12 protein-coding genes and 1 pseudogene are annotated in these 15,398 nt (G+C 40.0%); all 13 read right to left on the reverse strand.

The window, feature by feature from the left end; genetic code table 11:
* Positions 1-377: pseudogene (locus B5J93_RS06750) on the reverse strand (molybdopterin molybdenumtransferase MoeA); the annotation flags it as partial.
* Between the two features lie 9 nt (positions 378-386).
* A complete protein-coding gene (locus B5J93_RS06755) occupies positions 387-1,523 on the reverse strand; it encodes a peptidylprolyl isomerase (protein WP_079325696.1) in 1,137 nt (378 codons plus the stop codon).
* Between the two features lie 164 nt (positions 1,524-1,687).
* Positions 1,688-2,116, reverse strand: coding sequence for a hemerythrin domain-containing protein (locus B5J93_RS06760; protein ID WP_211278858.1), 429 nt, complete (start codon positions 2,114-2,116; stop codon positions 1,688-1,690).
* 96 nt (positions 2,117-2,212) lie between these two features.
* On the reverse strand, positions 2,213-4,549 hold the full coding sequence (locus tag B5J93_RS06765) for a TonB-dependent receptor (protein ID WP_079325697.1): 2,337 nt from the start codon (positions 4,547-4,549) through the stop codon (positions 2,213-2,215).
* Between the two features lie 34 nt (positions 4,550-4,583).
* Positions 4,584-5,834: an MFS transporter gene (locus tag B5J93_RS06770; RefSeq protein ID WP_079325698.1), complete on the reverse strand. Its 1,251-nt coding sequence runs from the start codon at positions 5,832-5,834 to the stop codon at positions 4,584-4,586.
* Positions 5,834-6,232 (reverse strand): hypothetical protein, encoded by a 399-nt coding sequence (locus tag B5J93_RS06775; protein WP_002239124.1) that lies wholly within the window; start codon positions 6,230-6,232, stop codon positions 5,834-5,836. Before B5J93_RS06775 ends, B5J93_RS06770 begins: the two co-directional genes overlap by 1 nt.
* 4 nt (positions 6,233-6,236) lie before the next feature.
* Entirely contained in the window at positions 6,237-6,839 is a 603-nt protein-coding gene (locus tag B5J93_RS06780; RefSeq protein ID WP_079325706.1) for a GNAT family N-acetyltransferase, read from the reverse strand.
* 183 nt (positions 6,840-7,022) lie between these two features.
* On the reverse strand, positions 7,023-8,819 hold the full coding sequence (locus tag B5J93_RS06785; protein ID WP_079325699.1) for an IucA/IucC family protein: 1,797 nt from the start codon (positions 8,817-8,819) through the stop codon (positions 7,023-7,025).
* A 13-nt stretch (positions 8,820-8,832) separates the two neighbouring features.
* Positions 8,833-10,113: a lysine N(6)-hydroxylase/L-ornithine N(5)-oxygenase family protein gene (locus tag B5J93_RS06790; RefSeq protein WP_079325700.1), complete on the reverse strand. Its 1,281-nt coding sequence runs from the start codon at positions 10,111-10,113 to the stop codon at positions 8,833-8,835.
* Positions 10,106-11,905 carry an IucA/IucC family protein gene (locus B5J93_RS06795; RefSeq protein WP_079325701.1) on the reverse strand — a complete coding sequence of 600 codons (1,800 nt, stop codon included), beginning with the start codon at positions 11,903-11,905 and terminating at the stop codon, positions 10,106-10,108. Before B5J93_RS06795 ends, B5J93_RS06790 begins: the two co-directional genes overlap by 8 nt.
* Positions 11,906-12,175: 270 nt before the next feature.
* Positions 12,176-12,880, reverse strand: a complete 705-nt coding sequence (gene narI, locus B5J93_RS06800; protein ID WP_174700913.1) for a respiratory nitrate reductase subunit gamma — start codon at positions 12,878-12,880, stop codon at positions 12,176-12,178.
* A gap of 14 nt (positions 12,881-12,894) precedes the next feature.
* Complete coding sequence (gene narJ / locus B5J93_RS06805; protein ID WP_115237262.1) at positions 12,895-13,689, reverse strand: nitrate reductase molybdenum cofactor assembly chaperone; 795 nt, start codon at positions 13,687-13,689, stop codon at positions 12,895-12,897.
* Between the two features lie 11 nt (positions 13,690-13,700).
* Positions 13,701-15,239: a nitrate reductase subunit beta gene (gene narH, locus B5J93_RS06810; RefSeq protein WP_079325704.1), complete on the reverse strand. Its 1,539-nt coding sequence runs from the start codon at positions 15,237-15,239 to the stop codon at positions 13,701-13,703.
* Between the last annotated feature and the right edge of the window lie 159 nt (positions 15,240-15,398).

Below are 15,398 nucleotides of genomic sequence, written 5' to 3' on the forward strand. Positions count from 1 at the left end.
TCAATGCTATTTTTTATGTCGTCCCAATCGGTGTTTTCTTGCATGACCACATTATCGCACCCGTCTGGCACGACCGCCCCTGTAAAGATTCGCACCGCTTGACCCACGCCCACCACGCCTTGATAAGGCTTGCCTGCACACGACTCGCCAATGACAACAAACGAGCTACCGCTTGCCAAATCCGACCCTGCCCCCAAGGCAAAACCATCCATGGCGGACAAGTTCTGGCGAGGAATGTCAAAGCTTGCCGTGATGTCCTGTGCCAGCACATGACCGATGGCGGACAATAGGGGTAAAACTATGGTGTCCTTATGAGCCTTGGCGTGCGTGCTTGCCGTGGTGTTGATGGCGTATTGTAAGTCTTCTACACTAATCATAATCCCTCCTTATCCTCGATAAATATTCTCTTGATTAACACTAATATCAATGCCCACGATGTCGGCATTTTGTTTTAGAGTGTACAAATAGTCAATCAGGGCATGATGAAACGCCTGCTGAGACAGTCTATTTCTAATCATGGGCAGAGCTTCATCAAAGCTCAATGCCTTACCGTCCATACGCTCCATGACGTCCACAATATGCACCCCATAACGGCTCTCAATGGGGCTTGGGGCAAGTCCTTTGGGCAGGGCAAAGACCACTTTTTCAAATTCGGGTACGGTTGCTCCCTTTTGCAAAATACCAAGCTCGCCCCCGTCTGTCTTGGACGGACAAGCAGAGTGCTGCATGGCTTGGGTGATGAACTCGCCTGACGGATTGGGGCTGTTGTTGATGGTGTCAATCAGCTCATAGGCACGTTTTTTTAGCTCAATGCGTTCTTCGCCTTCTTCGGGCGGACAAGCAAAGAGAATATGGCGAACTTTCATGACAGGCGGTGCGGTAAACTCGCCCTGATTGGCGGTGTAATACTGCTCACAAATGCTGTCGGTTGGCGTGTTGGGGTGGACGTTTTTGGCGATGAGTTTTGAGATGGCGTTTTCGTCATCTACTTGCCATTCGTCTTTTAATTCATCGTCCGCCATGACCGCTTGGCGTAATAACTCACGAATGACCAACGCTTGGGCGGACAAAAACAACGCCTCGTCTTGGCTGTCGGCAGGATGATACTGCACTTCTTCGCCAATGGCTTGCTCACTGATAAGCACGCCATTGACCGTAATGGTCGGCACGCTTTGGCGAGATGAAGCGATAAGATTGCTGTGATTGGCGTTTTCTTCGCTGATGGCTCGCTGTATGAGTTCAGCATCCGATGATAAGCGTTTTAGGTCGTCTGATGTGGGCATGACCCGAATGCCGTCATCAAAAAATTCAGGCTCGTGGCTATGACTATGGGCGTGAGTGTGATGGTGGTGGTTATGGTCGTGGCTGTGGTTATGAGTTCCGCCACAACCGCACGAACCATCTGACGGCTTGGCGTGGGCTTGGTTTGGCTCGCTGATGTGTAATAGCTCGGTACTGGTTTGGGGGTTTGAAGTGGGGGCGGGGTTATTTGGGGCTTTGGGGTTATAGGCTTGGACGGTCATAAGACACCTTTGGGATATTGGTTTTGGTGTATTATTCATGATATTTGTCAAGGATAAAATACTCCTTTTGGTTTAGCTTGGTTTTAAACTTGTAAATAGGGCGTTGTGTTCTTCCCTGCAACCCACAATTACCATCAACTTAATATCCCAAATTTTTACTCCACTCACTTTACATTCTCATCACTCGCCTCATAAATGGCAAAAAACTCATCATCGCTTAGCACCGTCTCAGCAATGGGAAAAAGCTCTCGTTCTTCAAAGCGGATATGGTCATACAGGGCATTTGCAAGCTCCTTGACATCGTCCACGCTTGGGTCGGTGTTGGAAAGTAGGCTCTCAATGTATTCATGCTCATCAAGCATTTGCTTTGCCAATTTGACCGCCTTGTCATCGGACAGTTTTGTCAAAATAACATCGGCAAGGCATGTCCGCTCAACCTCAAAATGCGTGGGAATGGCAGTGGTCAAATAATCCACCAAGGCTTGGTGATGGGTCAGTTTGTCATCATCGGTGGCGGATTTGGCTTTATTGGCGATGACCAAGCCCAAATGGTGCTGGCGAGATAGAGGCTGTAAGGCGGGGTGTCGTTTCATGGGGGGGGTTCCTGTTGGTAAATTAAATTTTATTATAAAATAAAAAAACCACAAACACTAGGGCGATGTTTGTGGTATTGTGGCACATAATGCTAATCAATAATTTAAGGTATAACTTATCCCGTAACTTCTCCCCTGTGCAGACAAGCTGGATAATTCACCATAAGTTGCTTTGGCAGCTTGACTAAATACGCTCTTATAATCGGTATCCATCAAATTATAAACCCCAAAATTTAGCTGACCCTTGGGCAGTTTTATCTCACCCAATAAATCCGCCACAACATAGCCTGAAATTCTAGTCTCTGGGGTTTTGCGGACGTTTTGATTGGTTGTAGCAACCAAGCTGTCTTGATAGGCATTGTCTGTACCTCCAATAGCAAGCAGTTGTAAGCGTAACTTATGCTCGTTTGGCGTAGTATATTGAGCAAAAGCGGTGGCTTTGGTAGGACTGATACGAAACGCCCCAAGCTCTCTGTACTGACCACTTGCATCTTTGTATTGACCTCGTGTATAAGCAATGCTACCACCGACAGCCCAGTTATTATTAATCTTGTGATTTAATTCAAACTCTGCCCCATAGATACGTTCGTCAGTATCAGCAACCACCACGCTATAATCTTTTAAAAAATGGGTTACTTTATCTGATGTATTATAAAAACCTGTCAACTTGGCACGGCTATCGCCAAATACTCCTACCCACCCTGCATCATAACTATTGACCGTGATTGGCTCGACATTATCAGAATTAACCACAAAACCTGCCCCAACATCTCGTAGTACCCTTTGTAAATCAGGCAAACTATATCCTTGCCCAAAATTGGCAAAAATACTGTGATTTGGAGTTAATGAGTAATTTGCCCCAAGATTAAACAAAGTTTTGTGATGCTTTACTTTGCCAGAATTGACAACCCCTGCTTGATACGGCACTTTGTTTTGGATTAATAAATCAGCCAATAGCGACTCACTGGGTGGCACAAAACCATCTGTTTTACTGTCTATACGTTGATGTCGCACGCCTGCTGATATTTTTAAATCATCTGTTAAAGCAATATTGGCATTGGTAAATATGCCATAGGTTTTTAACGTGGTGTCAGGCCCATAAGTGTAACGGTTGCCAGTGTCTTTAAATACTAAGCCATTGCTTTGCATAAAGGTAGTCAAATCATAGCCTGTCGCCCCTTGGCGGTCTTTTTCTTGCTCATAGTCAATTCCATAACTAAGTAGCACAGGTTTTTGAGTAAGGTCAAATTTACGTTGCAAGGCCAGTCTTGCTCCTAGTACCTCTGCCTTAGATTCAGATTGTAACACCCCATAGGCGCGAGCTTGTAGAGCCTTGGTATAAGCATCCAAAGTGGCGGGTGGCAAATTCATGCTTTGTAAAATAGGCAGGGCTTTGGCGGTCGAAAACGGGGCAACAAAGGGATAAAACCGCCCTTCTTCTTTACGATAATAAGCATTAGCATTGATGGTATTGCCCCACAATTCATCGTGATGATAGTTGATATTAAAGGTGCTTTTGGTGGTTTTTGGCTGTTCTGATAATGATAAGCCTTTGATGGCATTTAATGAAGGCTTTTCTCCAAACAACACCGCAAGGCGATTACCATAATCAGGTGCATAATCGGTATCTTGTTTGTCGTTATAATGCGTCAATGCCAGATTGATATTTTGCTTGTCGTCAAGTTGCCAATCAACATTTGCATTAATACTTAGACTTTTGCTGTCTTGTTTATCGGTTTGGGCAGGCTCAGGAGCAATGCGTTTACCGTTAGCATCAAATGCCCCTCCTGTGGTGCGATAGTCGACATCAAGTCGTGCAAGGACATTGCCATTTTCGCTGACACCTGCTACACTCTGACCTACCTGATAACCGATACCTTCACTGGATAATTTACTACCATGTACACCGATGCGGGTTTCAAATTGCTCCTCTTCCAAATCCGACTTAGTAACGATATTAATCAAACCGCCTGTTGCCGCAGACCCATAAATACTGGTTGCTCCTGATAAAACTTCAATTCTAGCCACTTGACTGGGGTTGATGCTATTAAGCTGTCGAGAGATGTCTCGCGAACCTGTCAAAGGCACGCCATTTAACAAAAATTGCACTTGACGACCGTGCATGGTTTGCCCAAAGTTACTAGTGGTGCCACTACTTACCCCCAAACTTGGAATGAGCTGTGCCATTACATCGGCAAGCTGTCGAGAGCCTGTTGCTTGCTCTTGAATTTGCTCTTCATAAATAACTTTGGTGGTATGGGGCATTTGCGTGATACGATTGGCAAGTGCCATACCGCTCTTATCAATGGCAATAACCACAGGCTCCAATTCAACCGTTGGTAATGACTCATTGGGCTGAGCGTACAACTGCTGAGTTGTTGCCACACTTAGTAAAGACAAAGATAGCCATCGAGAATAATGGGAATGACGCATAAATTACTCCTTATGCTTATGGAAAAGTAAAATTTTAACAGTCTGTTACGGAAAATTTTTTTATCAATGTCGGCAAAATAAGCATTGACACCCCAGAACCAATCGCAAGCCATAAAAACAGCTTGTCATAGCCAAACTGATGTACTAAAAATCCACTCATCGCCCCGCCGATAAAATACACAAGCAACTCCACGCACACAAACAAAGTAAAGTCCGTGCCAGCTTGGTCGGGATTGGCAGCATTCATAAACAGAGCATATAAGGCAGTCATTGTTAAATAGCGAACAGATAAAATTAGCAAAACACTAATTGCCATCAAGCTCATAAACCCTGTTTTTAATAAACCTACCGTAGGTAAAAAATCACCCAATAAAGGATATAGCAATCCTAGACACAACAAAGCATAAACTGCCGTTCTTATCCATCCGAATAATATAAGACAACGTACAATGTCGATATATTTGATTAATACCCCTGCCAAAAGTGCTGAACCAATCCCAACAATCGCTCCAAATACCGAAAACAAAAGCCCAATCTGAGACAGTGAAAAACCAAAATCCACAAGCATTGGATTTAGCATTGCCATCATCGGAGCTTCCACAAAGCGAAACACCACAATCAAAGCTAGTAACCATTTGGTTTGCGGGCGTTTGATAAGCCTAATAAGACTTGCTTTGGAAAGATTGGTAGCATGTTTGGGATTGTCTTGATCTTTTAAGAACCATAGTGAACACGAAATAAGCACAACAGTTGTTGCCAAACTGATTGTCGCCATTTGCCAATCAAATCTCTGATATAGCCACAGTGTGCCAGCACCGCCTACCATACTACCAAACGCCACCCCAAAACTTTGCATGGCACTTGCCAGCCCAAAGGATGACTTATCAAATTGCTCCACTGTATAGCCATCAATAGCGATATCTTGGGTGGCACTTGCCAAAGACACCAAAAAACTTATGCTCAGAAATAATACAATCTCAGAAAACTGTAAAAAGCCAAGCCCAAACAGCCCGACTACCACGATAATTTGAGTAAAAAATAACCAAGTTTTGCGTTTGCCAATTTTGGTACAATAATAATTGTCCACATAACTTGCCCACAGAAATTTAAACGCCCACGGCAAATATAAGAGTGAAAGCATACCAATCACCCTAATATCAACGCCTTGATGTCTTAAAATGGCAGGCAATGCCACATTAAAAAAATACAAAGGCAAGGCATGGGCAACATATAACAGTGCCACCATCGTCAAAAGATGGCGATTTTTTTGTTGTGAGACAATCATCAGACCGCCCCTATTTTAGTGTTTATCCATGCTTTGGCTTCAGTCAGTGATAACACCACCGCATAAGGCACTCGCCATGCTTTATGAAAAGCAGGACTGTCTAAGGCTTGTCTTTGAGTCTCATCATCGACAATTCTGACTAATCCCTTGCAATATTTAAAGAACGATTCTTTGTGCGTCTTGTACCAAACCGCCTCAATCTGGCGGTAGTTATCAGGGAGTGTCAGCCCTGTCCGACTATGGTAAATCAAGGCAAAACTCTGCTCACTGGCTAACAAATCACTCATAGCAATCAACCAATCATCAAATGCATCTTGACTAATCTCGCCTGAAAAATCGAGTAAAAATACAGGTAAGGAGCTATTTGGGTTCTGAATAGCATTTAGAAAAATAGGCATAACATCACTCTTTAATGCTGGCATTTAAATAATGAGCAAACTTACAATAAAACCCTTCTTTGTCACAAAAATATAACATTGCAGTTTTTTCAGGCATTACAATTTGATATTGGGGCATATAGTTTAATTCTTGAGCGACTACTTCATAGGGTTTTACACTTGCATCAGGTTCACCCACAATTTTTTTAGCAGGTGAATGTTCAAAAATAAAAAAGCTTAGTAGACGCATGATGGCACGCAAGTACCCTTTGCCAACAGCCTGTGCCTCTGCTAGTAACAAATGCCAACCCAAATCATTTTTGTCAGCCGTATAATACCCTGATAGTCTATCCCTTGCCCCTTCATAAACTTCGGCGTAACCAACCCATTCGCCATTAATACTAACCAAATACAAACGCTGGTGATCATCAGCCAACATTTTTTCAAAATAAACAGACAGCTCAGACAATGATTTATTGAGTTGCCATTGAGGGATAACATGGGGCATATTCATCCAACGATGCAACAATTCAATATGTTCAGGGTAGCGTATTTGCACCAACCCAAATTCAACCCCATTTTCTCTGTAAATATAGTTGTTTGGCAAACTCTGAGATAAAGTTGGCAATCGATTGATTTTACTGCATTGATCTTGATTAAAAGAATCGGTATAGATTTCTAGCATTTCTATTCTCTCATTAGGGTGTGTTGAATATTCGTATTTGCAATGAAAAATGAGAAAAATCGCACGTTTTTCATGCAAAAACTAATAAAAGCGTTAAAATTTTCATCGTTTTTACAAATAATGTTATCAATGTTCAACACACCTTAGAAACTGTGGTGATATTGGATTGCAAATTGGTTCACAAACCACGGGTTCTGGACGGTTGGCGTTATCTTGATAACCTCTTGTAAAAAAGCGAACACGATTTAGGCACACCTTTTCAAATTTTGGTCTTTTTAAATCAAATAAAGCAATCCTCTCATTTAGCTCTGGATGTTGATGGTGAAATTCATCAACAATCTTTGATAACTCATTCCAAAATTCAAATTCAGATATATTATAATATTGATGTAATACATCAAAAATATAGCGATAATGCACAACAAAAAGCCCAGTGAAAATAAAATGACTCAAATCTTTTGGGGAGTGTTTTAATAAAATACCCACCTCTTTTGGTTTAGGCTCTTGTTCAAAAAAAGTGTCATCAACTAAATTAATATCATCCACAAAATCCTTTAAAACCATTTTTATCGGTATGCCATTCTCATGTATCAATAGACTATTTTCTCCATGTGGCGAAAATACAATTCCATAACGATACAACCAATACAATAATGGTGTTACACAAACTTTAAAGAATTTTTTTAGCCACTCAACAACCGTAAGACCCGACCGATGGATTAAATGTGGCAACAAAAAATCATCATGTCTATCTTTGTGAATAAGTGCAGCTTGAGAGATAACTTTTTGATTATCAGTGATGTAATTTTCAACACTATCTCGCCACAAACAACCCAGTAATTCCGTAAATTGATAAGGTGGAGAGCTTAATTTATCAAAGGCGGGCTGTTTTACAGTAACTGTTGCTAACTCTCCCAATAGAACAACACCGGTTTCTTGCAATTGTTGGTCGTTTTTAAGTATTCTCAACAGCCATTCACTGATTTGCGGAGCAAAAAAATTACGCTTGTTTGGCAAGCCACGATATACTGCTGTATTTAAAATACTAAGTGGTAGTTTAATGTGATATGCTGTTTTATCAGTCATATCTGAAAAAGTTCGAATAGACTGTAAAGGTAAATACTCATGCTTAGACATTTCTAAAAACAGTAATTTTTGTTCAGAGATTTCAAGTGCATAATTTAAGCTAATCCAATTTGACCATTGCCAAGGATGTATTGGTAAAAATAAATATTCTTGACTGTCCAATCCTTTATTCATCAAAATGTTTTTAAAAGATTTGTACTGACTTTCCCCCAACGTCTTTTTATAAATGCAATCACAAGTTAGCCCTTGAATTAATGAGAGTGCCGCAAGACTTTTGTGAACAGCAAACCAAGGAAGTTTTCTTGCAATAGCAACCTCTGGAACATACTGTTTATAATCTTCATAGCCAAAACCGAGGCGACCTTTTCCCATAACAATCCAAGGATGTCCACGTAAAGCCGAGTCAACAACTGACCCACTAAGATTTGATAACGCTTCACTTGTTAAGCTATGCTTTGTGTATAAATGAGCCTCCGCCAACCAAGTATGATTAATTTCCTTTACCATATAAGCTTTTGTGCCATTATCCATATTCAGACTTTCACACAACTCAACAAAAAAATCAGTTAGATTATAAAAAGAATCACCTGTTTTTTTGTCATTAATAGAGTAGACGATAAAGCCACCAAATTTCTTTGGTTTGATAATTACTTCCAAATTAATTTTATCAAAAACAAATAACATTCTTTGCTTGTTTTCTGGCAAATATTCCACTTTTGTTGGTCTAATAATTTCTTCGTAAAGCAGCTCAGATATAGCAATCTTCATCAAAGACTGGCCAGCACTTTTTAATTGCGACAACTCTATATTTAAATGATAAGCATTGGATGTATTCATTGCAAAACCTCATCTATGAAAAATTTGATAAAATATTGTTTCTACTTAGCTTATAAAACTCTTTATCCAAAATCCGATTGATTATGGTTGCTGAGCGATGAGCGCTCAATCCCAAATCTGGCGTCCCAACTCCATGAGTACAAAGTCCCATATTCTGCACAAAAATTCTCCCCATACCATTAGGGTGTTGGTAATTTACCTCATAATTTCGATCAATATCATAACTACCACAAGGTTGTTTTTTGATACAAGGATCTAATTCTGACATAAAATCCAGTGACGCTTGCTGATACCCAGTAGCCAAAATAACATAATCAGCACTTATTTTTGACGAAGTATTTGTATAATTATGTACAAAATCACAACAAATCTGTCCTTGATTCTGACAAGTTTGTATTAGTTTTAAATTTGAATTTAATTTTATTGATTTTTCATTATTCAAAATTATTTTTTGATAAAGCATGCTGTAAATATTCTTTAGCAAGTTTGAATTAATTCCTTTATATAAAAAATCTTGTTTTTTCAATAAATTTTTTCTTGCTTCTTCTGATAGGCTGTAAAAAAAATCCATATAGTCTGGGCTAAAATGCTCTAAAGCTAATGGCGTATACTCCATGGGAAAAAATCCCTCATCATCAGTAACCCAATGAATATTATTAAAATCATTTTGAATTAATTTATAAAAAATCTCGCCAGCTGATTGTCCAGAACCAACCAAAATAATATCGGATTTTTTCTTCTTTAAAAGTTCATCAAAATTTTTCATAAAATCCGATGAATGGAAGCACTGATTTTCTAAATTTTTCACAATATTTTTTGTACAATCGGGAATATTTGGAGAAGTTCCTATGCCAATAACTAAATTTTTACACTCATAATTTTTAATTTTCCCATCACATTCAACAATAACATTAAATCCTTTATTAGTAGGAAGAATCTGTTTTACTAAACAGCCAAAATTTAAATTTTCTAATTGACTGCATACCCATTGGCAATAGCTATTATACTCAATTCTTGGTAGGAAAAAAGACTCTTTAAAGTAAAATTGAAACAACCTTTGTTTTTCTTGCAAGTAATTAAGAAAACTGTACTTGTTTGTTGGGTCTACCATTGTTACCAAATCAGCTAAAAACGGAACTTGTAGTGTGGTATCAGGCATTAACATTCCTTGATGCCATATGAATTTTTCTTTTTTATCGAAAAATACTGTTTTTAAATGACAATCTTTATGGTTTAGCAAACTTGCCAAGCTTAAGTTAAATGGCCCTATACCAATACCTATGATATCAAACATGGTTTACCTCTTTGTGCTTTATAGGATTCTTTATCTTTACATAAATAGATTGGGTCTCTACTGGTGCAACCAGTTCATCCAAATCGTGTAAGCGAGTCAACAAATTTCCTTTGTAGGGTAATTGATTACTAAACAACAAAGTATTTAGTAGCTTACTATTTGGATACTTTTTCAACAGATTCTCAATATACTCCCGTAGTATATTGAGAAGATTTTCTTCTGTTGAAAATCCAGTTTTTGCAATACTGCTAATTAGCGAAAAAACCGTATTTCCAATAAAATAATATATAAATCGACTATTAGCAAAATCAATAGAAACAACACACTTTGCTCTGGCAATAAGATCTGTATACTCATCTATCAATTCATCTGCATAATCAGTAACATATCCAAAGCTTTGATTATCTCTTACCCAAAATTTATAAGGGAAATTATCTCTTATTTCTATGAGACAATTCTGTTGATGAGCCTCAAAAACCATGCCATAATTATGATACATATCAATCATGGGAATTAGTGAAATTTTCAAAAATTCTTCAAACCATTTGTGACTAATTTCTCTTAAACAGACACCAAATTCTTTTTGACTACCTCTAATATTTTTGATAATGTGATATAGGCGATTTTTCTTTTGGAATGGATGATCTTGACATAACGTTGCCAAATTTGTAATGTTACCTTCTTCATTAAAAGGATTATTTCTAATAATGCAAATGGTTTCATTTATAATTTTTCCATCTACAATTACCCCATTCCAAGCAGGATCATTAACAACATCAAACATTGGGTATGAATTTTTTATATTTTCTCCAAACTGACTGTGCCAAATTTTATTAGCCAACAAACCCCTACGACCTTCTTTCGGTAAATTTATGCGTACTGAATTTGTGATTGCAACAGATAAAGATAATTTAAACATCCACTCCCTATTTAAGTTTACAACCGTACGAACTGATGTGGTGGCATAATAATCATCTCCCATTTGACCTAAATCTATTAATTTTTCTTCTGTTAATAATTTTTTATAAATATCTTTTTGTTGTAAATATTTCGCCTGCCAAGGATGTAATATAATCAACCTAAAGTTATTATAATCTTTTGATTCATATTCTTTTTGAATTTTAATTTCATTTAAAATATCACTTTTTATCCTTTCTAATATCAGACCACTCTCTGACTCTTCAACGTAAATACTTGATTCAACCAACCAATAATGCAACTTAAAGCAACCATTAGTTTCTGGTGAAAAATTTTTCCATTGCACATTATCAAAACCAATTCTGTTTTTTGGAGTAGGGTGCATGGCATGCCCACAGAATAGAGCTTGCTCCGTATCAACAAAATTAAGTTTTTTTCTTTTAAATATGCTGTCAATTTTTTGTTGTCGACTATCAAGAATTATCTGCAATTTTTCTGAACTATCCATCCATCTTGACAACACACTGTTGATGTTTATACTTTCTTTATCTGAATGCCAATATAGCATATCTTGTAACAATAAATTTGCCAGCATTAAAGAGTTAGTCTCTACAAAACCATCAGCTTGTTCAATATATATTTTATCAAAAATTTGATGATGTCCTAGCATACTGACAAATAGCAATGGAACAACTATACGGACTTTTAAGGGTTCTAAAAACAAAGACAGGGCAGAGTGCCCCTCACAACATCCTCGACAAATGTCGCTTTGTTCGCTTGATTGTAAAATTTTAAAGCGACTGGTTTCAATACAGTAGGCGTTTATAAGATTTTGTATTGATAATCGCTCAATATCTCTTTGTTTGTTAGACATAAAACAAAGCTCCTCGTACTATAATTGATAATTATTATATTAATAATAATTATTATTGTCAATATATTTTATCAAATTTCATGTTAATTTCACCGTTAAGTCTCTCCAAATTCGGTCTAAACACTCTATATTAGACTTATGAATATCGCACAGTTTTAGAATTATTTTTTTAAATTATTATAAAAATCAATAAATTATAAAATAAAAAAACCACAAACACTAGGGCGATGTTTGTGGCAAAAACCGAAAAAATGGTTTTTAAACAAGTGCTTACTGCGATGTCTTTTGACGGACAATCTGATAACGTCTGCCCAAATACCAAATCGGTGCTGAGATGATGTGAATCAGACGAGTAAACGGCACAAGCAGGATAAGCGTGGTTCCTAAGAACATGTGTAGCTTATAAATCAGCCCCGCATCCACCACACGGGCAGCAGCACTCATCGGGCGTAATATCGCCAAGTCCTGTGCCCAACCTGCCAATGACAGCATTAACGCACCATCTTTATGGTCAGGATAGTGCCAAATGGTCGCAAGACCCATGATGAGCTGCACCAAAATGATGACAAGTAGCATCTTATCGCTAAACGTGGACGTATGGCTCACACGTGGGTCAGTAAAACGTCTCCATATCAGAATCAGTAGCCCCACAAGGCACATCACGCCTGCGATACCACCGACAATGACCGCCACAAGCTGTTTGTCCGCTGCCGAGATAAAGCGTTCATAGACAAAGTGCGGGGTTAGCATCCCAAAGAAATGCCCAAGCAGTACCACAATGATACCGATGTGAAATAGGTTACTGCCGATTCTCATGCCTTTATCGTTTAGCATTTGGCTTGACCCTGCACGCCATGTGTACTGCGATAGGTCAAATCTTGCCCAACAGCCCAAAATACATACTGTCAAAGCGATGTAAGGATAAATGCCGTACAAAAATATGTGTATCCAATTCTCGGGGGTCGTTGCTGTGATTGCTGCTGCTATCATTATAACACTCCTTCGCTAACAGTTTTATTGGTTTTAAAATCCACCCAATGCACAGGGATTTCGCTTGTCTTTTGGGCTTGTCTTGCCAAGGTCTCGGCAATGCGAATGTCGGTTTGGCTTGACGGACAGCGTTCTTCTTGCTTTGCCGCCAAAAAGTCCACGGCTTCTTCTTCCCATTCTTTGTCAATGGCATCAAAGGTTGTATCATCTACCTTGTCTTTGCCCATCTTGGCAAGCTCATCATCAATGACGGTCAAAGGCTTGCCTGCAATTTGCAATAACGCCTTAAACAGCCCAGCATAGCTACTGCCCTTGTCCACCAGTCTCGCCCCCAGTAGAGCGATGATGTGACTGACATCAGCAATGTCCATGCGAATCTCAACGTCATCTGCAAAGCCTGCCTTGTAGGACAAAAATTCTAGATACATGGGCAAATAGTCGGGCAATTCTTTGACATGAATGGTAAAGCCGGCCTGTTCGTACTGTCCCATCAAATCCACCATCGCCTGCCCACGGTCTCGGCTCTCGCCATGCACGTGCTCAAACAGCCAAAGCGACAACGAACGCCCACGCTCAAACAGACTGTCATACACCGACTGAGCCTCAATCGAGCCTTTGCTTGATAGCTCATCAACAAAGACGTTAATCTCTTGGCGAACCTCAGGGCTGATGAGTTTTGATGTTGCTACGATGTATTTGCACGCATCTAGCGTATCATCAGCAAACAGCTCATCAGACGGATAATCCATAAGCAGACTTATCACTTTTAATAATTTAAAATCAAGATGATTCATACTAGCCCCCATCAGTTATCCCACGTCTGCACGGTCTCAATCATCTCACGGCGATTGGACTTACGCTGACCGAACATACTGACGTCATTACCGCCTGTACAGCCATTACCAAAGCTAAAGCCACAGCCGTTTTTGTCGGCAAAGGCATCAGACAACGCTTCTTCACGGTGAGCGGTCGGAATGACAAAGCGGTCTTCGTAGTTGGCGATTGCCAAATAGCGGTACATCTCTTCGACTTGGTGTTTGGTCAAGCCCACGTCATCAAGCACCGCTTGGCTTTCAACCTTATCGACAAGTTGCATACGCTTATAAGAACGCATGGCAAGCAGGCGTTTTAGGGCAAGTTTGATAGGTGCTTCATCGCCAGCGGTCAGCATATTGGCAAGGTATTTGACAGGGATACGTAGGCTGTCCACATCAGGGATAAGTCCGTCCATGCCCACTTTGCCCGCTTCGGCGGCATTTTGGATTGGCGATAGCGGTGGCACATACCATACCATTGGCAAGGTGCGATATTCTGGGTGTAAAGGCAGGGCAAGTTGCCAGTCCATCGCCAGTTTATAGACAGGCGATTTTTGGGCGGACTCAATCACACTCATCGGCACGCCGTCTTTTAGAGCTTGCTCAATGACGGCAGGGTCATTGGGGTCTAAGAACACATCAAGCTGGGCTTTGTACAAATCTTTTTCGTTTGGGGTGCTGGCGGCTTCTTTGATTTTGTCGGCATCATACAAAAGCACGCCAAGATAACGAATGCGCCCCACACAGGTCTCAGAACAGATGGTTGGCTGACCTGACTCAATGCGTGGATAGCAGAAAATACATTTTTCGGATTTGCCTGATTTCCAGTTATAATAAATCTTCTTATAAGGACAGCCCGAGATACACATACGCCAGCCACGGCATTTGTCTTGGTCGATAAGCACAATGCCGTCTTCTTCACGCTTATAAATGGCTCCTGATGGGCAAGACGCCACACACGTTGGGTTAAGACAATGCTCGCACAAGCGTGGCAGGTACATCATAAAGGTGTTTTCGTACTCGCCATAGATGTCGGCTTGGACTTGGTCAAAGTTCTTATCGGCACGACGTTTGGCAAATTCAGAGCCTAGAATTTCTTCCCAGTTTGGCCCCCATTCGATTTTTTGGATACGCTTGCCTGTGATGAGCGAGCGTGGGCGTGCAATCGGCTGATGGTCGCCTAATGGGGCGGTGTGCAGGTGCTGATAGTCAAAGTCAAACGGCTCATAATAGTCGTCAAGCGTTGGCAAATCAGGGTTGGCAAAGATATTGGCAAGCACACGGAATTTACCGCCAATCTTTGGATTGATGGAGCCGTTGGCATTACGAATCCAACCCCCCTTCCATTTTTCTTGGTTTTCCCACTCTTTGGGGTAGCCGATACCAGGCTTGGACTCTACATTGTTAAACCATGCGTATTCCATGCCTTCACGGCTTGTCCAGACGTTTTTGCAGGTAACAGAGCAGGTGTGGCAACCGATACATTTATCAAGGTTTAGCACCATGCCAACTTGTGAGCGAATTTTCATAGGATTCCCCTTATGCCTAGTTCTTTTTAATTAATTTAAAAGAACATCGGTAGGTCAAAATTGAATAGGGCGTGTTGAACCTTTATAACACAAACTATAATTTGAAATTTTGTAAAATAAAATCACTGTTTTTGCATGAAAAAAATGGCTAAATCTTGT

The sequence above is a fragment of the Moraxella equi genome, assembly GCF_002027555.1.
GTDB classification, from domain to species: Bacteria; Pseudomonadota; Gammaproteobacteria; order Pseudomonadales; family Moraxellaceae; genus Moraxella; species Moraxella equi.

Coding starts and splice junctions, on each gene's coding strand:
- B5J93_RS06755 (WP_079325696.1), bottom strand. CDS start 1,523: ATGACCGTCCAAGCCTATAACCCCAAAGCCCCAAATAACCCCGCCCCC.
- B5J93_RS06760 (WP_211278858.1), bottom strand. CDS start 2,116: ATGAAACGACACCCCGCCTTACAGCCTCTATCTCGCCAGCACCATTTG.
- B5J93_RS06765 (WP_079325697.1), bottom strand. CDS start 4,549: ATGCGTCATTCCCATTATTCTCGATGGCTATCTTTGTCTTTACTAAGT.
- B5J93_RS06770 (WP_079325698.1), bottom strand. CDS start 5,834: ATGATTGTCTCACAACAAAAAAATCGCCATCTTTTGACGATGGTGGCA.
- B5J93_RS06775 (WP_002239124.1), bottom strand. CDS start 6,232: ATGCCTATTTTTCTAAATGCTATTCAGAACCCAAATAGCTCCTTACCT.
- B5J93_RS06785 (WP_079325699.1), bottom strand. CDS start 8,819: ATGAATACATCCAATGCTTATCATTTAAATATAGAGTTGTCGCAATTA.
- B5J93_RS06790 (WP_079325700.1), bottom strand. CDS start 10,113: ATGTTTGATATCATAGGTATTGGTATAGGGCCATTTAACTTAAGCTTG.
- B5J93_RS06795 (WP_079325701.1), bottom strand. CDS start 11,905: ATGTCTAACAAACAAAGAGATATTGAGCGATTATCAATACAAAATCTT.
- narJ (WP_115237262.1), bottom strand. CDS start 13,689: ATGAATCATCTTGATTTTAAATTATTAAAAGTGATAAGTCTGCTTATG.
- narH (WP_079325704.1), bottom strand. CDS start 15,239: ATGAAAATTCGCTCACAAGTTGGCATGGTGCTAAACCTTGATAAATGT.